The sequence below is a fragment of the Lysinibacillus sp. AR18-8 genome (assembly GCF_001705465.1).
GTDB classification, from domain to species: Bacteria; Bacillota; Bacilli; order Bacillales_A; family Planococcaceae; genus Lysinibacillus; species Lysinibacillus capsici.
This window is the reverse complement of record NZ_MDGU01000025.1, coordinates 19,974-43,366: the sequence shown is the minus strand read 5'-3', so window position 1 is coordinate 43,366 and position 23,393 is coordinate 19,974. Positions and strand designations below refer to the sequence as shown.

Here is a 23,393-nt window from a genome sequence, read left to right as displayed (position 1 = left end):
TTAGCGAATAAAGTAGAAAATTTACAGAATTATAGAGAAAAATACCGATACTTCACCAAACATTTATTTTTCAATATAAAGGACTAATGACTTATTTGAATGGAGATTCATAGTAAAACATCCTCTTCTAATTCTAAATTATAGAAAAATATGATATATTAACTATTAAATAGAATGATTGGAGTGACTTAAATTGAAAAATAAAGCGCTATCAACATTAATGGTCACGGCTATTACAGCGACACTAGTATTACCAATGTCTACGGCAAGTGCCACAACATCTCAAATACAATCAAATTTATATGAGACACAGGTGGCAGCAGCCAAAAAGGTGATAGGTGAATCCGTAACGATCAAAAATATAACAAAAGATACTGTGATAACATCTAACGGTACATTTAGAATTCAATCTGCATTAAAGCCCCTATTCAATACATCAAATAAAACAGCATTATCCAATGCCCGAGCAACTATTGTAGTGAAAAACGGACAACTTACCGACGTTACAGCATTAATATTAAACAAAGCAGGTACCAGCAAAAAATCTGTTTATTTTGATGGAGGTAACGCACAAATCTCTGGAGACCTCACTGTTAACGCGGACTATGTAAAAGTTCAAAACGTTAGTGTGGATGGTCAGCTTATCATTACAAACAGAGTAAAAAAAGCTGTTACACTTGATGATGTAGTAGTAAGTGAAACAATTACACTAAAACCAATTGTAACGAAAAAGGTAAGTTGGCTATACGTTACTTTAATCGATATGAAATCATCAAACATCAATTTAGCCCGTACTAAAGTCAACGTATCGTCTGATCAACTTCTTTCCAAAGTAGAGGTAGTAGGCAAAGTAGAATCCTTTGGAGCAATGGCTAATATTGAAAAACTTACAATTGATGTAACAAAAGATTTCAACCTTTATGGAGAAGGTAAAATTGAGCAAATCGTTGTAAAAGGTGGAGCTAAAGTAGCTTTAGATTCAGGGCATCTAGTAAATAATGTACAGGTGAACGATAGCCGTATCTCAGTAACGCTCCCTGTCATTGATAAAAAAGAACTTAATGCACTAATTGCATCCCCGCCATATGTACAAGTATCTGTAAACGGCTATGATATATTAAATACGGATAAATGGACAACACATACAGACCGTGCAGTATTTGATTCTGCTGTAGTGACTGCAAGAGCTGTAGCGAACAATAATAGCGCCTCTCAAGAACAAGTGAAGAACGCCATCATTCAATATAAAAATGCACTGGTAGTCTACCAGGCTGCACAAAAGAATGGCACAAAGTATGGCTACGGTGATAAGGCATCACTACAGTCTTTAATTAATTCTATTCAATATGTTACAGTGTCTTGGGATGGATCGAATATTCCATATAATTCTCAATGGACTACTCAATCAGAGAAAAATGCAATTGATTCTGCTGTTTCATCTGCTCAAGCAGTCGTAAATAATTATTATGCAACTCAAGCAGATATTGCCAACGCTATCAATAATTTAAATAATGCTATTTGGACTTATAAGAATGCCTATAAACCTGGAAATAGTGGACAATATGTTGATAAAACTTATCTACAATCACTTGTAAATCATGCAAAAGATATGTACGTGATGGTTTCAGAAAATGGGATAGGTATACCATCAACTACTAATTGGACAACATACAATGAGTGGTATATTTTTAACTCAGCCGTTTCACACGCTGAATCACTTTTAGTTAATAGCAATTCGACTCAATCGGATGTGTCATATGCGGTAGATCAATTAAATAGTGCGATTTCTACCTACACGGGACAGTATAAGCCAGGTAAAAATTAGGCTGTTTGAAGTTAAAAACAGGACTCTGAAAGCTACAGAGTCCTGTTTAAAAAACTATCTAGTTAAAAGCATCTACTTGTATTATAGCATTTGCCTGCTTCCACCTACGATACCAAACCTCAATCTCCTCTCTTAGTTCCACTGCCAAGTGCTCTTGAAGCATCTTTTTTAACAGCCAGTATTGCTCCTCAACGGCAGCTGAATTACTCAGTAGCTCATAAAGCTTCATTAAAGTAAAATAGTTATCTTCTGCATCAGCGTATAGTTCTTGCACTTTTTCCTGCCAATCACTATATACAAGGTGGCTTTAATAGAGAAATAATTTTAGGAGATTTACTGAAAATGGAACGCACCACAAACTTTTCTAAAGGAACTTAATTAGCAGTATGCTTAGTTTTTCTATTTTTATTCCTACCTGAATTGATGAAGGAAAATATGCGAATTCAAACCATTGATCTGTGCTACCTATTATTATTTATTTTAGCTGCTCCGATCCGTTTTTTCTTTAATACACTGAATTCTATTATTTCCTTACATGGTGTTGATAATGAGAGAAGATGGAGGAATTGTTACTCGCCTTTAGTGATTATCTATAAATGAGCTTTGATTTTAGAATGTCGATTTAACTGTACCAATTGACTTCGAATTAAAACTTGACGTGCCTATAGAACAAATACGCTTTGGTGACAGAGTACAAATCATATGGGACGTACCCCCAAAAATAAAGCTATTTGTTCCTCCATTGTCGATACAAACTCTTGTGGAAAATGCAATTCAGCATGGCATTTTACCATTACAAGAAGGAGGCTCATTTTTTGAAATTAGGATAATATTCATTTTTAGTAACCAAAAAAGACTAGGCTTACAAAAAAGCCAAGTCTTTCTCGGTTAATTTAAGATTTAAGACATTGACAAGATTACAAATAATAGCTTACTACACTTTTCTAAACAAATCCTGAACAAGTTAAGTAATTCAATAAATCAGCCACCATACCAACATAACTTACTTGTAGATATCGCTCATAAATTTAGCAATCCCTTATTAAAAAATAAAAGAACTAGATAATAGCATATCTAGTTCTTCTTCAAATTGTACGCTATGATTCTCACAATAATCACAACAATAAAAAATTAACATAACCTCCTCAACAATTTCTAAACATTAACAAGCACCTCTTGCCACTAATATTTAATATTTTGAAAGCTGTTCTGTCACATCTTGATAAAATAAAAGTGAGAATTTGTGGCCTCCTCACACACCCGCGCTCAAACATACGGTTCATCACCACAACTGCTTGGCTTGTGTTAAGGATGCATTTGGTTTGAAGCTATCATCCTCTAAGCCCTTAATGAAACTGGCTGTACGATTTGTTTCAATAAGTCACAATGAGTATTTCACTTAGAGTCGAAAGATAGGCAAAAAAACTATCAACTATCTACCTATTCATCTAAAAATGCTTAAAAATATCCTAGGCTATGATAAAATTAAAACAACACCATATATTGGATAAACCTCTGCGAACCGAGGCCAATTTTATCTATAATAATTATGGAAATAGGAGGTTTCTCATCATATGAAAAATAAAAAAAAATTAGTATTACTGTCTTTAGTGGCAGTACCCTCCCTTCTTTACAGCGCACCAGCATCGGCTACCGAAATTTTAAAGCCAGCCTACATACTTGCTAGCTACAATGCTAACGTGGCAAATGTTGTACAACTAATTAACAACATTAACAATACAACTTCTACTTTCCAAACAAATTTAGAGGCAGCTTTGAAGGCTTACAATGCTTTAACGGAAACAGAAAAACAGTATGTTACGAACTACTCCACATTGTCAGCACATCAGCAGACAAGAATTGCTTATCGTAAGCTTGCAGCACAAATTGAAGAGAAATTGTATTCTGTGGATTCTACGTCCTCTAATTATTATCAAAATGTTATTGAAACAAAAGATTGGTATAATACCCTGAATGCAGCGCAAAAAACCTTTGTAAGTGCATCTGCGCAAAAAATTCTAACTTCCTATATCGCGCCAAATACATCTGTTGACAAGGTGGTTAATAAAATTCAATTGATTAATTCATCTCGTCTCTCGTTCCATAAAGATGTAGCCAATGCCCGAGCAGAGCTTAATGCATTACGTAGGTTTTCAAATATTTCTTTACCTGTAGGTATCGAGCAACAATTACTTGATGCAGAACAGTTGGTTGTAAAGGATAAGGCAGCAGCTAAAGAAGTTGAAAACGCTATTGCAGCTTTATCACCAAAAACATCGACAGCTCAGGATGTGCAGGCAGTCAAAACTTCTTTTGAAGCATTAACACCTGTTCAACAGCAACTCGTCCCAAATGTATGGACTTTAGTGGATTTTGTACAAGGAAAACACACACTTCCTACAAAAGATAACATCCCTAAAACACCTGTTTTAACTGATGCAGCAGCTGTCCCAGGGAAAACTACAGCTATGACAAAAAATAAAAATATCTATAAAGCCAAAATTAATGTAGCCGCATCAGAAAATGACACGGAACGTTTTATTCTAACAACAAAAGACAAAATGACCATTATCATTCCTCCACTTTATACACTTGTCAATGAAGATGAAGGGGTGATGGACATTCAAGTTACAAAAAGGGGCAATCGCATTACACTTATAGCAACATTAAACAAGGAACCAGTAACTTTTGATGCTAATATGGAAATCATTATAGAAGGCTTACCAGCCAATTCTTCCTTCAATCGCTCAAATGGTTTTGGCAAGCAAGTTCCAGCTGACTTTATCATCAGTGGAAATCGTCATATTATCCAAACTACTACTCCTGGCACGTTCCAAATCATAAGAAATTAAATTAAAGCACTAAAGAAACAATGTTGGTTTCTTTAGTGCTTTCTTTTTGAAAAATAATCTCTATTATTACAAGTTCACTTTAAAAAAGAATAGACAAAGTCAAATAATCAAACTTATCTCATCGTAAATAAAAATATAATCGATCCATAGATGTGATGTATCAATAAACATTTATGAGGTAAACCATCCATTTTTAACTTATTTAGTTGTAGCAACTAGTTGATCCACAATGAAATCTAGCTGTTTTGATAATGAATAAATGTCGTTGTAGTAACAAAAACCAAAATCCATTTCGATAAGCCTTCCTTCTTTAATGGCAGGAATGTTAGCCCAAACTGGATGATCTGTTAAATCTACCATTCCTTCATAAGATGAGCGGAACACATAATCTCCTGCATAATCTGTTAATACTTCTAATGAAACATCGATTGCCTCATTGGTGTTGTTTTTATCATCTATTTTCTTTTGAATAATATCTGGTGCTTTTATTCCTAAATACTCATAAATAGCTTGAGAACCACGTCCAAAGGTATAGCTTGTTACAACAGACATTTTTCCTTTGCCGCCTTCCATAATACTAACCGTTCTATCTGAAATACCTGCCTCTTCTAGCTTCTCTTGGCTATCCTCTACTTTTGTATAGAAATTAGCTAAAAGCTCTTTTGCTTCTTTCTCTTTCCCTAGTACTTCACCAATCTTTGTTAAACGTTCATCTAGAGAGGTTGAGAAATCGATCATGACAGTAGGTGCAATTTTCTCCATTTGATCGTAAAGTTCATTCTTACTTGGGATAATGATGACATCAGGTTTTAATTGGATTACTGCCTCGACATTTGGTTCAAACCATTCACCTAAACTTTCAACTGTTTTTAATTCTTCCTCAAATGCTGCTCCCTCTTGTATTTTAGAAGAACCCACTGGTGTCACATCAAATGCTAGTACATCACCTGTATAATACATCACCACTACTCGCTCAGGGTTAACAGGTATTTCTACGTCTCCTTTCATAGTAGAGACAGTTTTTGTTTGTGATTCGCTTACTGTTTGAGTGGTAGAGGCTTGTTTTTCCCCGCCCTGTGTACTGGTTGATGCCCCACTACTGCAAGCACTTAATAAAAGCGTCAGACATAGAAAGAGTGTTGTAAAAGCTGATAAACCTCTTTTATTCATTGGTTCATACTTCCTTTCATTATATTGATAACCATTCTCAATATAATTTTGGAAGCTCCAATCGACAATGGAGTATCTTTCAGACATTGAAGGACTATCTTTTATCAGATCACTTACTTTTTGCTTTTGACGGAATTTTGTAGGAGAAACGCCTACTCTCTTTTTGAAAAGTCTACTAAAATAATAGACATCACTATAGCCCACACCCATAGCGATATCGCGTAAGCTAGCATTCGTCTTCTCAAGCAAAATAGAAGCTTTTTCAATCCGTAGTTGAATTAAATATTCAATCGGGCTGCAACCTAATTGTTGCTTGAATTGAATGGATAAATGAGATGGACTATAGCGCAATGCCTTCGCAATGGATTCTAAGGTCAATGGCTGTGCATAATTTTGCTCTAGATAGGCTTTAATTTGACTAGAGACATTTAATTTTTGAATGTCGACACTGTCCTGATCTAGCTGCATAAAAATTTCATTTAATAATTGATAGAATAGCGATTTAACAGTAAATTTGCTGAGGCTATTGGCATTTTCCCACTTCTTATACATAAAATATATTTTTTCAAACATTGTAATAGGCGAGTTAGGAACAAGACTGTATTGATAGTTGAAAGGATTATTTGTTTGTAACGCCCTTGCTATCATTTTATTTGAGGTTAAAGGAATGGAAGCTCGATAAAATATTAAAAAATATTCAAAGCCTTTGTCTGTAGCCATTATTTGTAGTGTGGTGCCCTTTCCACCGTGAATAAGATGAAAGCCCTCTAGTGTATAGTTTATTAAATCGATTTGAACTTCCGCACCACCACCTGTGGCATAAAGAAACATATTTGCAGGCAATTTATATGATTTTCCGATTTCCTCAGGTTTGAATAGCTCATATCTTATATCGAGCACTTTGATCGTTGCGTGATTCCAAAGAAATAGAAACTCCTCTTTTGGTAGCATCCTACATCATTCCTTCCAATTCTTCACTACCTACAAGTTTATTATAATTGATAATCGTTCTCAATATAAACCTGTATAAGCATAGAAAAATCACTCAAACAATCCAATGCCTGAGTGATTTTATGGAATTTCATTTAATTTTATTTAGTATGTTGTACTAGCATTTTCAATTATTTAGCTTATTTTTTATTCGTGAGCCAGTTTGTTAATTCCTCTACCTGAGCCAACACGGCTGTTGGGTCATAATACCATGAACGCTCCTCAGGCCAAACATAAAGATGATCATTTTTTACTGCTGGCAAGCTACCCCATATTGGATCTTTCTTAAAATCTTCAACTGTACGATCATCTGAAGTCAAAATAATGTAGTCTCCTGCATAATCTGCCAGCACCTCTTCGGAAATTTCAGCCCACTGCTTTTCCATCATTTCATCTGCTACTTTAGCAGGTGGTTTGCGACCAAGTGCCTGATAGACTGGTTGCCCACCACGTCCAAAATTATCACCATATGCATAATACGTTTTGCCTGCGTCCTCCATAATAGAGAAGCTTGCATCCTTTGGAATAATCGCATCTACCTGTGCTTTGGCATCGGCAATCTTTTGATCATATTGCGTAAGCCAATCCTTAGCTTCTTGCTCTTTGCCAAGCAACTCACCGAAATAAGTAAGTTCTTCGTGCGCATCCTTTAATTCACCAAAGGGAATGACAACTGTAGGAGCAATTTTACTTAAAGCATCATAATTTTCCCCATTGCCAGTAATAATCAAATCAGGTTTGAGCGCGATAATCTTCTCAATCGACGGTTTCCCATAGTCACCGATTTCTTCTACATCTTTTAATGCATCCTTTAAATAATAGTTTTCAAGTGCCAACCCAGGAGCCCCCACAGGTTTTACATCTAATACAAGCAAACTTGCAATATACTCCTCTGCTACAATACGCTGAGGACTAGTCGGAATAACAACTTCACCATTTGTCGTCTGAACAGTTTTTGCCTCTGCTTCTTTTGTATCTTGCACTGTAGTCGGACTAGAATTTTTCTCCTTTTCTCCACAAGCCGTTAACAGAAGTAATATTAAAAGAAATAGTGGCGCTATGAATTTTCTATTTTGTGTCAGCAATTTTTTCCCTCCATACATACCAGTTGATAATCATTCTCACTAATTGTAGAAGATTGTAAAATAACTGTCTATGTATGAAAGTGATTTGTTGCTCTGTATATTTATGATGTTAATACTTCCATTAATTTTTGTAATTGCATAGCTGTAGATAATGGGTCATAGCCATAAAATAATTCATACTGATTCAAAAAGTACACCTGTTTCTTTTGAACCGCTGTAAGTGACTGCCATTTTTCCGAATGTAATACCCTCAAGAGATGCTCTTTTCCAAAATCTTTTGTAGGAAGAGCAGTGACGAATATATAATCAGCTTGAAAATAAGCAATATCTTCAATATCTACTGTTAAGTAACCTGTTTGTTCAATATTTCGTGTGACAATCGCAGCTGGTCGACTAAAGCCCAAATCTTCGTACAGTATATGACTCCCTCTTCCATGACTACTATTTAAACAATATGCTTGATGACTACCTATTTCCCAAACAATAGCAGTCCCTCTTGCTCCATGTTGTTGGTCAAGAATATCGTTACACTGAGCTATCTGTTCATCATATTGCTGGAGCCAGCTCTTACATACTTCTTGTCTATCAACGATATGGGCAATCAACCCAAATTGCTCTCGCCAGCTTAATTCTCTACATGGTAGCTCGAATATAGGAGCTACTGACAGTAATAATGGTTTTTCGTCACCACCACTGTAGTTAATAATGATATCAGGACAGGCTGCGGTGATTGCCTGATAATTTGAAGCAATATCATACTCATAGCCTTTCAGTTTATGCGTATTAGGGACAGGCTTGATACCCTCTAGAAATGGAGAGTATACACCCAACACCGGCGTAATACCAAGGGCTAGTAAGCATGCTGTATGATTGGTATTGAGTGCAAGGACACGCTTCGATTTCTGATAATAGACTGTTGGTGATACACCTACTTTTTCTTTAAATTTCCTACTTAAATAAGTTCCTTCATTGTAGCCAACTTCCTCGGCAAGCTCATCTAATTTAGGCATTGTAAACAATAGCCTTTTCTGTGATTCTCGTATTCTTAGCCATGTTAAATATTCACTATATGTATAGCCTGTGTGCTTATGAAACGTACGAGAAAAATGCTCTGGACTTACTTGTGCTTTTTTGGCCATCTGCTCTCTTGTTAATTCTTCACGGAAATGTAGATGAATATAATGAAGTACTTTATCAATCCATAGTCCTTCTTTTTTTTGATTATTTTCACGTAAAAGGCTGTATAGCACTTCTAGCATTTCACCAAATAATTTTTGTAAACGAAACGGATTATTGCTCTCAGTGTTTGCTTCTTTTTCTACTTCTTTAGCTAAGTTCATCAGTCGATAGGAGCATTGCTCAATTAAGATAGAAGCTTGCAATAAACGATCAGTTTTGTAGCCATAAACACGATATTGAATGATGATCCCTCTGCTTTCACATGTTTCTAGAAGATGAAAATCGTCAGTATTATCTAAAAGCATAACAGAATTTGTACTAAGCCTAATGTGCCTACCTTGAAGCGTACACTCTATATATCCCTCATACACTATGACCATAAATGGGTAGGTGAATTGTGTTTCTATGTCACTTAACATTTCATTTAATTTCACTATTTGTATAGGTTGATAAAAAATATGGGACAGTAGCTGATTGTCTTTGTACATTTAAACTCTATCTCCTAAACATCAAATTGATATTGATTATCATTTTCATTATAATGAAATAGAATAATAGAAATCAATTGAAATAGGAGGCTTATAGCTTTGAAAAAATTTATAAAAAAGAATGCCTTTTTAACTGGCATTTTAATTATTTCCATCCTTTTGACTGCATGCGGAACTCAATCTTCTTCTACAATAGAGAAGGCAAAGGAAGAAAACTCCAATCGAGTATTAACAGATTCAATAGCACATGAAGTGACCATTCCTAAAAATCCCCAACGCATCATAGCTCCCTATCTAGAAGATCACCTTGTAGCATTAGGTTTAAAGCCCGTTGCACAATGGTCCGTAAAGGGTGGGACTTCTATCCAAGACTATCTCCAGGATTCATTAAAGGATATTCCAACAATTGAATTCGATCTTCCCTATGAAGCTGTGACAAGCTTTAATCCAGATTTTATTGTAATCGGTTCTCCTGAACTTGCTGAAGGTGAAAAATATAAGCAATATAGCAAAATTGCACCTACGTATGTGATGGGAACGGAGGATAATAATTGGCGCAATAAACTATTAAAAATGGGCGAAATTTTTGGTCAAACAGATAAGGCAAAGGAAGTTCTAGCAAATTATGATCAATTCGCTAAAGAAGCAAAAGAAGAAATTCACAACAAAATCGGGAATCCTTCAGCCACTGTGATCTGGAATATCAAAAATTCAATCTATATGGTAAGTGACACAGCTTCTAGTGGTGTTGTTCTTTATGAAGATCTTGGGTTACAAACGCCAAGCCTGGTAAAAGAGATGTCAGCTTCTGCTGCTGGTGATTGGTCGCAAGTTTCTTTAGAAAAATTCCTTCAAATCGATGCTGACTATCTTTTTGTTATTAACAGTGATAGTGTAGGTAGCTCTGAATTGCTAAGCGATCCTCTGCTAGCTAATATACCTGCCATTAAAAATGGCCATGTTTATGAATTCGAATCAAGTTCGAGCTGGTTATATTCAGGTGCTATAGCCAATCGCCAAATTATTGAAAATGTATTGGATAGCATAGTGAAATAAAAAAAATCCCTTCAGCTTTGTTTAAAAGCTGAAGGGTATTATTGTGATCTGTATCTGATAAAGTCTCGAGGATTCAACCCATATTTCTCCTTAAAAACCGCAGCAAAATGACTCGGATTAAAATAGCCAACAGCATTCGCTATTTCCATAACATTCATTGTCCCGCTTTGTAATAAATAACATGCCTTCTCCAAACGTTGTTTTTCTGTATAGAACTTGGTTGCTTAATTGTACAAAACGCTAACAATACGACGATTAGTGTCAAAACCGCGAAAATTAGCCATGCTCCTCTCCAACCTAACTCAGAAGTTGATGAAGCAAGAAAGGTACCATCAAACCTGATAAAAGCATTCCTATCCCGGCTCCACTCATTAACAGTCCCATGACAGTACCTCGTTTCTTAGGATACAGGTTAATGGCTATCGATAGTAGTGGCGTATAGACAAGTGCACTCCCAGCACCTGCAAAGAACAGTGTGATGGCAGCCCACCAGAAATTTGCAACAAACACCAGTCCTACCCTAAAATGACACAGGCTCCCCCTACTAACAGAACATTTTTTGCACCAATGTGTGTTGTAAGTATTCCGGCACTGTTAGTAAATAACCTAAAAACAGCATTGTTCCTAAGTAACCAGATTGAGTGGTCGTGAAATTCATTCCTTCCTGCATAAACGGCAATATAACTCCATATGCCATGCGACCAAATCCCGTAGTTGTAACAATTAATAGCACTCCTGTTATGACAAACATCCAATAATTTTTCATTTTTAACCCCCTTTCATTACACGAATCTTAGTCCAATAAAAGGTCCATTCTCCACCAATGGAAGGATACTTATAAGGTAAAACGGATTTTATTTTAAGGTTACAGTTAGATTTTTGGATAAACCTTAATGGCCCTTTTTCATTTTATCCATTGTTCTAGGTCACATACTAATTTATGCTAGCCTATATCGATAATGATTATCATTTACGGAGGAAGAGACATGAAAAAATTAAAGCGACATTTGCTCATTTATAGCCTATTATTACTGGTTAGTATCCTACTGGCTGCTTGTGGTTCTACCAATGAAGAAACAAAGAAGGAAGAGACAACAACATCAGCATCAACCACTCGTGTTTATAAGGATTATTTAGGTCATGAGGTTGAAATTCCTGTAGATCCTGAGAGAGTGGTTTATCATGGAGAAGGATACGGTGATTTACTTGCATTGAATATCAAAACAGTTGGTGCTGGCTTCTCTTGGATTACAAATTACGCTTGGGAAGATCGCGTAAAAGATGTGGAGGACGTTGGTTTTCCTATTAATGTGGAAAAAACATTGTCATTAAAGCCTGATCTTATCATTATTGGTACTTCAGATGAAAAAACATATTCACAGCTTTCTAAAATCGCCCCTACTATCGTGTTTGATACTTTTGCGCCCTTAAACCAACGTTTAACAGAGCTGGGCGATATACTTAATAAAAAAGAAGAAGCAACTCAATGGATGGATGCTTATACAGAAAAAGCGGATAAAATGTGGGAGTCGCTTGTAGCTGATGACATCATTAAACCAGATGAAACGGCATCGGTTTTAACATATTATCCAGGAGATCGATTATTTGTCATGGCACGTGCTGGACTTTCTCAAGTTTTATACGATTCAAATGTGCTTAAGCCTGGCGACAACATACAAAAAATTCTTGATGATGGAACAGGCTTTGCTGAAATCTCCACAGAACTTCTTCCTGAATATGCTGGTGATCGAATTTTCATCCTCACACCAGTCGATGATGAAGCCAAACAATCGACAAAAGAAATGATGGAAAGTCCAATTTGGAAGAACCTACCGGCAGTGAAGAACGGTCATGTCTACACATTTGATATTGAAAAAAGTGATAGCGATGCCTCAACAAGAGAATGGCTGTTATCACAATTACCTACTATGTTGAAAAAATAACTAACAAGAGACATTTCATCTTTGTTGAAATGTCTCTTTACTTTTTATACAATACAGTTAATTGATAATCATTTTCATTTACTAAGGAGGTGAACAGATGGAAGACAATAAATCAGCTTCTATTAACAATGATTTACTATTTCATTTAGAAGATATTGACTGTATTTCGCAGAGCTATCCGTTTATCTCGACTTCTCATCATACGATGATACTTTTTACAAATGGCTGTGGGACATTAACGATTGATGATATACCCTATTTGGTGACCAAAGGAAAAATTTTTCTTGTTCAGCCCCATTCTATGATTGATTTATCGGATATAAATCATGGTTACCGTTTCTATAAAATTGCCTTTTCAGCCTTTCAGCTAAAACATAAGCACCCTTCCCCACATCTAGGATCTATTTTTTCTGATGAAGTGGAATATACAATTTATCCGTATACACGATTAATTCGTCTTAGCGAAGATCTGTATAATTTAAATCCTAAATTGGATTTTCTTAAACAACAAGGAGTCTTGTATGAACTCTTAAATTTATTATTTGAACATCAGCTTCATATGAACTACCAGTTGACAATGACAAAGGCGGTTGAAGAAACTATCGACTATATACATAACTATTTTCAACAGCCTTTAACAGTGAAAAAGCTAGCGGAACTCGCTCGTATAGCTCAATGGCAATATAGTACGATCTTCCAAACCTTAACTGGGAAGAAACCGCTTGATTATATTACAGATTTACGTCTTACAAATGCCAAGGAATTATTACTACAAACAAATGAGCCATTAAAAGATATTGCGCAGCAAGTGGGATTTGATGATGAATATTATTTTAATCGCCGCTTCCGACAGGTAATTGGAATTCCTCCAAAACAGTTTGCACGACAATATAAACAAAAAACTGTTGTAAAAGATTGGACAGGACACGAGGTAGCCATTCCTCGTTCACCGCATCGTGTTATTTATCATGGAGAAACGTTTGGGGATATGTTGATTTTTGATGTGCAGCCAATAGGTGGTAACAAAAACTCTATTAGTAAATCCTTCTATAAAAACCATGTTCCTTATATTCAAGATGTTGCCTTTCCAATCAATCTTGAAAAATCTTCGAAGCTGAACCCTGATTTAATTATCTTTACAAATAATGACGAGCAGCAATATCAAGCACTATCTTCTATTGCACCAACAGTTACCCTAAATTCCTGGGATTCATTGGAGGAACGCGTTCTTTTATTAGGGCAGTGGCTTAGCCAACAACAGCGTGCAGAAGATTGGCTAGAATATTTTAAAATCCAAGAAAATACTATGTGGCAGCAGCTACAAACAGTTGTAGAGCCTGGTGAAACGGCATCAGTTTTGACTTTTGATCATGGTAAACGCCTTTTTATTATGGGCTGTACAGGTCTATCCCCTGCCCTTTTTCATCCAGATGGTTTTCAGCCTCACCCACAAGTCAAAAAGCTACTTCAAGCAGGCGAAGGGTATAGAGAAATACCAATAGATCACTTACCTCAGTACGCTGGTGACCGTATCTTTATGTTGTTATCTGATAAACCCGAATCGCAAAAGGCTACGATGGAATTGATTAATAGCGATATGTGGAAAGGACTCCCTGCTGTACAAACTAACCATACTTATTTAGTGGATGCAACAAAGTGGAATTACGGAGATGCCTTTACAAGAGAGAAGTTACTCGGTGCATTACCAAAACTATTGGTTACTGCCAAGTAATTCTCAAACTTATAATAAGGGGTGACATTTATATGAAAACGGGAAGTATAACAGATACGACAACTCAAATATCATTAAAGGATATTCGAGATTATATTGCTAAAAACCATCATCAACCTCTCACGATTAAGCATCTAGCACTCATTTCGGGTCTGAGTTCCAGTTACTTTGGAGAGGCATTTAAAAAGGCATTCGGTCAAAGTGCCACAGATTATTTAACGGCGCTACGTATCGGACATGCCAAGCAATTACTGCGTGATACCGATTTATTACTTCGTGAGATTGCCAGAAAAGTAGGTTACAGTGACAAATTTTATTTTAGCCGAAAATTTAAAAAGGAAGTTGGGATTTCACCTTCTGCTTATAGTGAGATGGCTCGCCAGCGTATTTCTACTTTTTCGGTCTCCGCTACTGGAAATTTATTAGCGCTTGGTATCATACCAGTTGCGGCTCCGCTGAATGCTAAATGGAGTCCTTATTATTACAATCATTATCAAGAGAAAATTCCCGTGCATGTTAATATATTTGATACAGAATCAGAGGATAACTTCAAAAAATTAGCCTCCGCTAAGCCAGATATTCATATTTTTCAAGAGGAACCCTCCCTCTCCATGCTTAATTGGCTTCAAACTATTGGCATCAAAAGTGTCTTTATACAAGCGAAGGATTGGCGAACACAGCTGAGAGAAATAGCTGTAGCTGTTAAAAAGCAAAGCGTAGGTGAGCACTTCATTCAAACATATGAACAAAAGGTATTACAGGCGAGATTAGAAATTAATCAAGTTGCTGAAAATGATACGTTTGCTGTTCTTCGTTTATGCGGTGATCAATTATTTATGTATTGTAATAAAGGGATTCAGGATGTACTGTATACAGATTTACAGCTTCGCTCTGTCGATACTCACCAACAAACATATAATGAGCATATTACACTTGATCAGCTAGTAAATATAGACCCTGACCGTTTGCTATTTATCATTTGTCCCGATTCACCAACCCGAAATTATTGGCTTACTCTACAATACCTTGATCGTTGGAAAGAGCTCCGTGCTGTAAAAAATGGACATGTCTATGTTTTACCTTCGAATCCTTGGTTCGAATACTCAGCTATTGCTATAAACCGAATGCTAGATGAAATGTTACTTATGCTAACCGGAAAAAATCCAAATCCTTTTCCTGTCCCCGTCCATGGTAACGTATCAGACAGTGATTTATAATTCCATTTGAGAATGATTATCACTGGAAGGAGACTTTGATGAACAATGAAACAAAATTGTCCTATTCAATGTCATACAATTATAAAATCTGCCTATTTATCAGCGATGTTTTTGCTAACTATCGGCATACTTTCCGCCTGCAATACCCAATCAAGCAATAAAGTGGAACAGGTAGAAACGCAGGCATCCTCAGAAAGTGCAAAGGAGCAAAGTATTTATCCGTTAACACTAAAAGATGAGGTTGATAATGAGGTAACACTACCAGCTAAGCCTACTAAAATTTTTGCACCTGTCATGGAGGATTCATTACTAGCTCTTGGTATCAAGCCTACTATGCAATGGTCTAATGGTGTTAAGCCACAGCTTTATTTACAAGATCAGCTACAGGGTATACCAGAAATTAGCTTTGCAAGCGGTCCCCCATCAGCCGAAGCCATTATGGCAGATAAACCAGACTTAATTATTTTGCACAATTCATTTTATATGGAAAATGGCACCTATGAAAAATATGCAAAAATCGCACCAACCTATGTTTTTAATAATGCTGCAAGTGATTTAGAAGGCTCTATTAAAGTTTTAGGGCAACTACTTGATGAAACAGACAAGGCTGAGCAAGCCATACAGGATTATCAAGAAAAAGTAGATGTAGCAAAAACAAAGCTATCCTCTATAACAGAGGGTAAAAAAATTGCGTTAATTCGCTTTAATGCAAAAGGTATGTTTTTCATGACAGATGAGTATTTTAGTGGGTATGTCTTAACACATGAATTAGGATTTGAACAAAGCAGCTACGTGAAAAATGGTGCCTTCGAAGTATCATTGGAGATTCTACCTGAACTGGATGCCGATTATATTTTCCTAATCAATGATGGTAATCTTGGGGATGAATTTTTAAATGAGTTGAAGAACAGTAAAATTTGGCAAAGTACAGCAGCCTTCAAAAACAATCAAGTATTTGAGACATCCGCGGATTACTGGCTAAATGGCGGTATTCATGCTCAAGGAAAAGTGATAGAAGATGTATTGGAGTTTTTAGCGCCATGATAACAATGACAAAGAAACCTTATACATCAGAAAACTACTTTGAAGTTGCCATGACATCTCGTCAACAGCTAGATTATCGCATTTTAATTGCAAGCCCAACAGATGAACCACCAGCAGATGGTTATACTGTCATCTACGCCTTAGATGGGGACGCCCTTTTTCCAACACTTGCAGAGGCAGTGAAATTACAAACACGTAAACCAAAAGGCTATGATCCTATTCTTGTTATTGGCATCGGTTATCCCTCACAGGAACCTTTTGATATGGAGCGACGCTGTCTCGATTTTACACTACCTGTTAACAAAGAACATCTGCCACCACGTCCAGATGGAACGCCTTGGCCTCCAAACGGCAAAGCTAATGAGTTCTTAGATTTTATTGAACATGAGCTCATGCCTGCTATAGCAAAGGAGTGGCCTATCAATAAAAAGAAGCAAGCGATTGTTGGTCATTCTTTAGGCGGTCTTTTCACACTATATGCTTTATGTGCAAAACCTCACTTATTCAGTCACATTGTAGCTGGCAGTCCCTCTGTTTGGTGGGCTGACAATGCAGTACTAAAAGTAATAGACAGATGTTTTGATGATTGGAACGGTCAGCATGCTATCAATCTCTTACTCACAATAGGTGCTAACGAGTTGCCAGATATGTTAGAGGGAGCTGATCTAGCGGCTGAACGACTGAAGCATTTAAGCGACCAAAACATTCATACTAATTATGTGAAGTTTGATGAGGAGGACCATGTGAGTGTCCTGCCTGGTATGCTTGGTCGACTTCCGCGATTTTTAAATTCCTAGCTAAAAAGCCCAAGTGGTCATATCTGAACTGACCCCTTCGGGTTAGACAAAACAAAAAAGCATCTTCAATTGAATTTAGGGTAATGTATCCTAATATCTATTGGAGGTGCTTATTTTTATGGGAACGAGAGTGAGTTATCCGCAAGAAGTAAAATTAAAAGCAGTTGAAATGAAGTTACAGGGTATTCCTACAAAGGTGATATTAGCAGAATTAAATATTCGTAATGACACTCAAATAGAAACATGGACACGTTGGTATAAGAATGGTGAAATAGATCGTTTCTAACAACCTGTGGGAAAGCAATATACTTTTGGGAAAGGTCCAGATGATCTTTCAGCTATCGAACAGTTGGAGATAGAAAATAAATTTTTAAAGCAACAAATTGAAGTTTTAAAAAAGTACGCCGAATTGGAAAGGAAGTGGTTGGACAAGTAATTGTGGAGATAATTGAAAACTTAAAAGAACAAGCAACTGTTCAAGAACTATGTGCAATATTGAATGTCCCTCGATCTACGTATTATAGATGGCGTCAAGAATCCAAACGGATTCAAGGGGCGTACCAATTAGAGAAAAGCGTTGGGGAACTTTGTAAAGCAAATAAATATCGTTATGGTTATCGAAAAATCACAGCTATCTTAAGACAAGATCGGGTTGTGAACCATAAGGCTGTGCAACGTATAATGCAAAAGTATGGTTGGCAATGGTCGTGTGAAAGTTAAAAAACGTAAACAAACAGGACAACCACATTACGTGGCTAATAATCTGATGAATCGTGAATTTACATCACAAAAGTGCTTTGAGAAACTCGTTACAGATATTACCTACTTACCTTTTGGTGGGAAAACGTTATATCTATCTAGTATACTCGATTTATTTAATGGTGAAATTATTGCTTATACGATTTCTGATACTCAAAATGTAAATCTTGTGTTAGATACACTTCAGCAATTACCTGTTTTACCGCAAGGTTGTCTTTTACACAGCGATCAGGGCGCGGTTTATACTTCAGCAGCGTATCAACAAGCCAAAGAAAAGGGCATTATCATGAGCATGTCCCGTAAAGGAACGCCCGCTGATAATGCCCCAATTGAATCGTTTCATGCGACACTCAAAGCAGAAACGTTTTATCTCGACGGATTAACTCGAACTACAACGGCCATTGTAGATCAAACCTTAAGAGATTATATAAATTATTATAACAATACTCGTATTCAATTGAAATTAAACAACCAGTCTCCAATTAATTATCGGAAACTGGTTGGGTGATGCTTTTTTGAGACTGTCTCACTAATGGGGTTCAGTCCCTATCCACTTGGACTTTTTTCTAACCTAGGCCAAAGAAAAAAGGCTAAGGGTTGCCCTTAACCTCTACTATCAGCTTATTTTGTTAACATATTTGAAAATTCCCCTAGCAACATGTTACTCGTTGTCATATCATCATAATTCCATTTATCCTCAATGAAATGCACTTTATTGTTTTTCACGGCAGGTAAGGAGTTCCACAATGGCTCTTGCTTTAATTTCTCAAAAGCATTTTGTGCCTCTTTAGCAGAATAAAGTAAAACAAAGAAGGAATTACTAAAAGTTACTCTAACTTTTAAATTTTGTTGGTCTATATTCGTTATTCGTCTCAATCAAAAAATTTACTATAATTAGTTAATTCCTCTGGGTTTATGTAAAAAACACCCCTTCGATGAATTCATAGGCTACAGTACCTATTTTCAACAAGAGGTGTTCTAATTTGTCTCATATTTTAATCTATTTTTTTCGACAAATAATCGTTTCTAAAAGTTACTTATCGTCCTTGCTTACTTTGGACTTGTAATTGCATACCCAGGAGTAACCGGTGAAATATTTCCATATTGATCTCTAAGAACAGTGTAAATCATATCACCTTCCACAAAACTATATGGAATGCCTGGACGCACAGATAAAGTTTCTTCAATTCGAGAAGTATTACTTGTAACTTTTCCATTACCAGTTATTAAATTTGAATCTCCTGGATTTATTATTTCTTCTGCTTTATCAGGAGCTTTACCATTTGTTACTACATAATAATATTCAACATACTGACGTTCTTGATTTAATTTAATACGTATAAATAAATCTTTACTATAAGGTGTTCCGTTGTTTGTAACTAAGTTACCTTTTGCATTGCTTAATACTGCCGTTTCAACTGTTGGTGATAAATTAACATAAACATACTCACCAATATCATCAGCATCAAATGTATTCTTAGCCTTTAAAGAATCTAATACATTTGGTTTCATGTTAATACTAAATGTTTTATCCACATTTGTTGGAGGTGTTCCCGTGAATTTGATGACTAACCTACTCTTTTCTGTTGTCTTTGTTCCCTGTGTGTAGCTAACAAACTTGTAATCACTCAAATTTGCTCCTGTCATAACTAATAAACTATCAAGCGAGTCACCTTCGTTTAGGGTAATTGTTGATTTCTCATCTAATCCTCGCATTATGGCTTCACTAAATGTTATTTCAAATTCATTTTTATCTCTTACAATTACATCTTCAACTTTTGGTTTAGTTCCATCAGAATAAAATTCAGCCTTTTCTAATTCCGTTGTATTTCCTGCTAAATCTCTGGCTACATAGTAAAGCACATAGTCTTTATGAGCCTCAGGAACAGCAAATACTTCAGTTGTTTGCGGACCTTCCTTTAATTCGAGTGTTTTACTTGAATTTTTTACTTCTTCTAATGTTGGTGGTTGTTCATCTTTACGTTTTAATATATAACGAATTTGACCAGCCTCATTAGAATTAATATCTAGTTTTGCTGTAGCATCACCTTCTTGAGGCTTTACAATACCATTCATAATTTCTGGCGCAGTTCTATCTTTAACAAGTTCAATTGTCTGTATTTTTTCTGTCAAGTTCCCAGAACGATCAGCCATAAAAATGTAAATACTCCAAGAATGGAACTTTGTTAAATTATTGGGTATTGGAATATTTAACTGACTGTCTCCTATCTCAATGGCTCTTGAACCTCCATATAAATTTAGTGGTACGTCCTGTAATGTTAATTCATTATTTGTACCACTTGGCAGTAACGCATTCAATTTTTTATCCATTATATCTCGCATAGATAAATCTGAGACTCTATTATTTGTAGGTAAAATAACATAATAATATGTCCCAGCCTTAGATGCATTAACGTTTAAAAGACCATGATCATATTGATCGTTTGTTTCAACACTTTTAATTGTTAATAAAGGCGATCGTGTATCCTCATGTGTGTAAACAGCAAAATTCCGCGGTTTTTCATGAGTTCTACTATTTTCAAATTCATTACCTGCAAGGTCATATAATGTAGGTTCTATAGTGACACGAATCGTATCATTATTAATAAGTCCTGTTGCTGACGGTATTGTTAGCGTTACCTTTGTATCATTTTCCTTATAGTCTACCTTAGATGGATTTATTTCTTTTTGTCCTGAAATACTCATAATCCCAGTACCACTTAAAACATAATTTTTCACATTTTTTGCAGCTTCTTCGTCAAGTGGTTCACTAAAATGGACAGTAATTTCATTTAATCCTGTCAGTTCTAGTCGTTGTTTTTCAATAGGGATAAATGGTGCAATATCATCCAGTTCCTCTGTTGTAAAGTCAGTCCATACAGCAGGATCAATTGAGAAGTTACCTGACTCATCCTTCATAACAACGTAAAGTTGATATTTTGTTTTAGCCTCCAAGCCTTTTAATATATCTTCTATCCCTAGGTTACCAGCTATTGCTTTACCCTTAACTGTTGTTGGGTCAGCAATGATATCTGCTGTTGTTGGGGCAGGAGCTGATGTTTCCTTACGTACATAATAATAATAGTCCCCAGGCTCAGTAGCTTTAAATGTGAATTTAGCACGTGTGCCTCCATGTAAAGCTGTCACATTTAGTTTTTCTACTCTTGGCGGAGTTCCATCTTTCATTTGGAACTCTTGAGAAACTATGTCCGATGCATTTTTCGAGCCATCCACAACCATAATGTAGATAACATATTCTTTTTTCTCACCTAAATTAGAAACCTTAATTGAGTTTGTTCCTTTGATGGCTGCCGCAGTTCCATGTGCTACGTTCTTATTTGAGAGACGGTTAACCATTTCACTTTTATTTGGTACCTCTGCGCCCTTTTCACGCACAATATAATAGTACGTACCGACTTCATCAGAAGTGAAATCTGCTTGAATTTCGCTGCCATTTAGGACTTTTACATTCGTAATACTAATGATTGGTTTTGTTTTATCATCAGGATTTTGATTCTCATTTTCCTCTTTATCAATTGGTTTGCCATCTGGATCAGTAATATTGCCTATATTATCTTTATCATCGAGGAAATCGTCGAAGATATTATTTGGTGATCCATCCTTAGGTAAGATGACCTTATCAATATACGTATAATCTCCAATATCAATTTTGCCATATGAATTATCAACAAATAATGTGCCAATTCGTCCATCAATATACAGCTCTAGATCTGTGTAGCTATTGTAATTGATCCAATCGATATTTCCTGAAACATAAATTGTAAGCTTTGTTTCAGTATTTAAATTTAACGTGCCAATATTGCCTTGAATTTCAAACTCTCGGACATTCCCAATGATGTCTACACGTGGTAGTTTTGTATTTGTTTCAATTTTTGTACCAGTTTGAGAAACTACTAGCCGAGAAACACTGCTGTTATAGAATTCTAAATACTTCTCAACATTTTTCATTTCCTCTTTTTCTTTAGACCAGTTAACAAAAGGCTTGTCATTTTCAGTATTTGGTTTTGTCCAATTTTGAAGATCGTTCGAATTGTTATTTGACGAATCATCGCCTTTATTGTTATCTGGGTTTGACCAATTAATAAATGAAATATTGTTACTTGCCACACGACCAAGAGCTAATGGTTGATTGTAAGTAGCCCCTAAATGCAATGGTGGGCGAACGGTTTCGTTGACAAACATTGTCCCTGTCAGCGTCATATTCGAGAATTCTATATAATTACCATTTACTACAATCGTTGCACCAAAAGAACCGTAATTTCCATCAAAATCTAGAGAACGTGTGCTTGTCCCACTTGCATTAAGGGTCAATTTTGAAATGGAGCGAATTCCCTTACTCGATAAATCTCCCTCAATGAATGCACCTTTTAACACCGGAGCATTATATTCGTTAAAAATATGAGCAAGACTCTCTGGAATTGTATATGACTGGCCATTTATATAAACTGCGTCATCATCCACATTTGTGATTTTGTAAGATGTTTCATTATTTTTCTTCTCTTGTGAACCCACTACAAACGAAGCAAACTGTCCGCGAGTAACAGGATCAAATGGAGAAAATGTAACAGGAGTTGTGCCCTTTGTAATATTCAAATCGATTAAAGTTTGAATATAGATGGCATTGTTTGTTTTGCTATTCACATCTTTGAAAATATTATTGTATGTAGGGGATACCTCTAGATGGAATCCAACTACAACCATTTTGGCTAGTTCCCCTCTAGTCAACACTTCATTCGGCATAAACATGCCATTTGAATAGCCCGACATAATACCTGCATTTTGCAATGCCGCTACGTATTTATAATATTGATTGCCCTTTGGAACATCCTTATAGTAAGGATCTTGGATATTTTTTGTATCCAATTTTAACGCAGTTGCCAGCATTTTCGCTGCCTCTCCACGAGTTACACTGACATCAGGACGGAAAGTATTATCCGCAAAACCGCTCATTACGCCCTGAGAATATAGTTTTAATATTTCATTATAATTATCCGAGTATTGGTTAATATCCGTAAAGGGAGAAGTAGCCGCTGCTGCTTTTGGTGGTGATACTACTGCAGCAATCCCACTTGAAGCAAATACTGTTGCAATCAAGGCTTTATTTACTTTTTGGATTTTAGATTTATCCATTCCACTCTTCCTTTCGTTTATGTATTTTGATACGTACAAATATCATTTGCTCATATCCTTTATATCGACCAAAGACTAGTGAACCTTCATAGATAAATCTAAAAT

General features: G+C 36.0%; 16 protein-coding genes and 2 pseudogenes. 9 read left to right on the top strand and 9 right to left on the bottom strand.

Annotated features, from left to right (window positions below; genetic code table 11):
* Positions 1 to 193: 193 nt before the first annotated feature.
* On the top strand, positions 194 to 1,825 hold the full coding sequence (locus tag BFM98_RS17865) for an FIVAR domain-containing protein (RefSeq protein WP_066038071.1): 1,632 nt from the start codon (positions 194 to 196) through the stop codon (positions 1,823 to 1,825).
* 58 nt (positions 1,826 to 1,883) lie between these two features.
* Here BFM98_RS17865 and BFM98_RS17860 read toward each other — a convergent pair whose 3' ends face one another.
* Positions 1,884 to 2,099, bottom strand: coding sequence for a hypothetical protein (locus BFM98_RS17860; protein ID WP_066038070.1), 216 nt, complete (start codon positions 2,097 to 2,099; stop codon positions 1,884 to 1,886).
* 1,300 nt (positions 2,100 to 3,399) lie between these two features.
* Here BFM98_RS17860 and BFM98_RS17855 point away from each other — a divergent pair.
* Positions 3,400 to 4,677, top strand: coding sequence for a hypothetical protein (locus BFM98_RS17855; RefSeq protein WP_066038069.1), 1,278 nt, complete (start codon positions 3,400 to 3,402; stop codon positions 4,675 to 4,677).
* Between the two features lie 198 nt (positions 4,678 to 4,875).
* Here BFM98_RS17855 and BFM98_RS17850 read toward each other — a convergent pair whose 3' ends face one another.
* The 3 genes from BFM98_RS17850 to BFM98_RS17840 form a co-directional block, all read right to left on the bottom strand.
* Positions 4,876 to 6,798 carry an ABC transporter substrate-binding protein gene (locus tag BFM98_RS17850; protein ID WP_066038068.1) on the bottom strand — a complete coding sequence of 641 codons (1,923 nt, stop codon included), beginning with the start codon at positions 6,796 to 6,798 and terminating at the stop codon, positions 4,876 to 4,878.
* Between the two features lie 179 nt (positions 6,799 to 6,977).
* The gene (locus tag BFM98_RS17845; RefSeq protein ID WP_066038067.1) at positions 6,978 to 7,922 is read right to left on the bottom strand and encodes an ABC transporter substrate-binding protein; all 945 of its coding nucleotides are present in this window, start codon (positions 7,920 to 7,922) and stop codon (positions 6,978 to 6,980) included.
* A 101-nt stretch (positions 7,923 to 8,023) separates the two neighbouring features.
* Complete coding sequence (locus BFM98_RS17840; RefSeq protein ID WP_254660058.1) at positions 8,024 to 9,406, bottom strand: AraC family transcriptional regulator; 1,383 nt, start codon at positions 9,404 to 9,406, stop codon at positions 8,024 to 8,026.
* 282 nt (positions 9,407 to 9,688) lie between these two features.
* On the opposite strand from BFM98_RS17840, the gene BFM98_RS17835 reads away from it, so the two are divergent.
* Entirely contained in the window at positions 9,689 to 10,645 is a 957-nt protein-coding gene (locus BFM98_RS17835) for an ABC transporter substrate-binding protein (RefSeq protein WP_066038065.1), read from the top strand.
* A gap of 38 nt (positions 10,646 to 10,683) precedes the next feature.
* Here BFM98_RS17835 and BFM98_RS23515 read toward each other — a convergent pair.
* The 3 genes and pseudogenes from BFM98_RS23515 to BFM98_RS24655 all read right to left on the bottom strand — a co-directional run.
* Positions 10,684 to 10,845 (bottom strand): annotated as a pseudogene (locus BFM98_RS23515) (helix-turn-helix domain-containing protein); the annotation flags it as partial.
* A gap of 97 nt (positions 10,846 to 10,942) precedes the next feature.
* Entirely contained in the window at positions 10,943 to 11,155 is a 213-nt protein-coding gene (locus BFM98_RS24660) for an MFS transporter (protein WP_066038064.1), read from the bottom strand.
* A 34-nt stretch (positions 11,156 to 11,189) separates the two neighbouring features.
* Positions 11,190 to 11,411, bottom strand: coding sequence for a YbfB/YjiJ family MFS transporter (locus tag BFM98_RS24655; RefSeq protein ID WP_066038063.1), 222 nt, complete (start codon positions 11,409 to 11,411; stop codon positions 11,190 to 11,192).
* A 220-nt stretch (positions 11,412 to 11,631) separates the two neighbouring features.
* Between BFM98_RS24655 and BFM98_RS17820 the strand changes: the two genes are divergently transcribed.
* The 6 genes and pseudogenes from BFM98_RS17820 (at position 11,632) to BFM98_RS17795 (ending at position 18,645) form a co-directional block, all read left to right on the top strand.
* The gene (locus BFM98_RS17820) at positions 11,632 to 12,588 is read left to right on the top strand and encodes an ABC transporter substrate-binding protein (protein WP_175400772.1); all 957 of its coding nucleotides are present in this window, start codon (positions 11,632 to 11,634) and stop codon (positions 12,586 to 12,588) included.
* Positions 12,589 to 12,685: 97 nt separating this feature from the next.
* Complete coding sequence (locus tag BFM98_RS17815) at positions 12,686 to 14,320, top strand: helix-turn-helix domain-containing protein (protein WP_066038061.1); 1,635 nt, start codon at positions 12,686 to 12,688, stop codon at positions 14,318 to 14,320.
* Positions 14,321 to 14,352: 32 nt separating this feature from the next.
* The gene (locus BFM98_RS17810; RefSeq protein ID WP_066038060.1) at positions 14,353 to 15,537 is read left to right on the top strand and encodes a helix-turn-helix domain-containing protein; all 1,185 of its coding nucleotides are present in this window, start codon (positions 14,353 to 14,355) and stop codon (positions 15,535 to 15,537) included.
* A gap of 45 nt (positions 15,538 to 15,582) precedes the next feature.
* The gene (locus BFM98_RS17805) at positions 15,583 to 16,581 is read left to right on the top strand and encodes an ABC transporter substrate-binding protein (protein WP_066038059.1); all 999 of its coding nucleotides are present in this window, start codon (positions 15,583 to 15,585) and stop codon (positions 16,579 to 16,581) included.
* On the top strand, positions 16,578 to 17,378 hold the full coding sequence (locus tag BFM98_RS17800; RefSeq protein WP_066038058.1) for an alpha/beta hydrolase: 801 nt from the start codon (positions 16,578 to 16,580) through the stop codon (positions 17,376 to 17,378). The genes BFM98_RS17805 and BFM98_RS17800 overlap by 4 nt, the downstream gene beginning before the upstream one ends.
* A gap of 118 nt (positions 17,379 to 17,496) precedes the next feature.
* Positions 17,497 to 18,645 (top strand): annotated as a pseudogene (locus BFM98_RS17795) (IS3 family transposase).
* A gap of 113 nt (positions 18,646 to 18,758) precedes the next feature.
* Here the strand turns inward: BFM98_RS17795 and BFM98_RS24050 are convergent.
* Together BFM98_RS24050 and BFM98_RS17785 are read right to left on the bottom strand one after the other, a co-directional pair.
* Entirely contained in the window at positions 18,759 to 19,013 is a 255-nt protein-coding gene (locus tag BFM98_RS24050) for a hypothetical protein (protein ID WP_066038057.1), read from the bottom strand.
* A 174-nt stretch (positions 19,014 to 19,187) separates the two neighbouring features.
* Positions 19,188 to 23,288: an S-layer homology domain-containing protein gene (locus BFM98_RS17785; RefSeq protein WP_066038056.1), complete on the bottom strand. Its 4,101-nt coding sequence runs from the start codon at positions 23,286 to 23,288 to the stop codon at positions 19,188 to 19,190.
* Positions 23,289 to 23,393: the final 105 nt, after the last annotated feature.

What these genes read in the sequence shown, in the direction of transcription:
- BFM98_RS17855 (WP_066038069.1), top strand. Translation starts at nt 3,400, where the DNA reads ATGAAAAATAAAAAAAAATTAGTATTACTGTCTTTAGTGGCAGTACCC.
- BFM98_RS17850 (WP_066038068.1), bottom strand. Translation starts at nt 6,798, where the DNA reads ATGCTACCAAAAGAGGAGTTTCTATTTCTTTGGAATCACGCAACGATC.
- BFM98_RS17840 (WP_254660058.1), bottom strand. Translation starts at nt 9,406, where the DNA reads ATGCTTTTAGATAATACTGACGATTTTCATCTTCTAGAAACATGTGAA.
- BFM98_RS24655 (WP_066038063.1), bottom strand. Translation starts at nt 11,411, where the DNA reads ATGAAAAATTATTGGATGTTTGTCATAACAGGAGTGCTATTAATTGTT.
- BFM98_RS17820 (WP_175400772.1), top strand. Translation starts at nt 11,632, where the DNA reads ATGAAAAAATTAAAGCGACATTTGCTCATTTATAGCCTATTATTACTG.
- BFM98_RS17815 (WP_066038061.1), top strand. Translation starts at nt 12,686, where the DNA reads ATGGAAGACAATAAATCAGCTTCTATTAACAATGATTTACTATTTCAT.
- BFM98_RS17810 (WP_066038060.1), top strand. Translation starts at nt 14,353, where the DNA reads ATGAAAACGGGAAGTATAACAGATACGACAACTCAAATATCATTAAAG.
- BFM98_RS17805 (WP_066038059.1), top strand. Translation starts at nt 15,583, where the DNA reads ATGAAACAAAATTGTCCTATTCAATGTCATACAATTATAAAATCTGCC.
- BFM98_RS17800 (WP_066038058.1), top strand. Translation starts at nt 16,578, where the DNA reads ATGATAACAATGACAAAGAAACCTTATACATCAGAAAACTACTTTGAA.
- BFM98_RS17785 (WP_066038056.1), bottom strand. Translation starts at nt 23,288, where the DNA reads ATGGATAAATCTAAAATCCAAAAAGTAAATAAAGCCTTGATTGCAACA.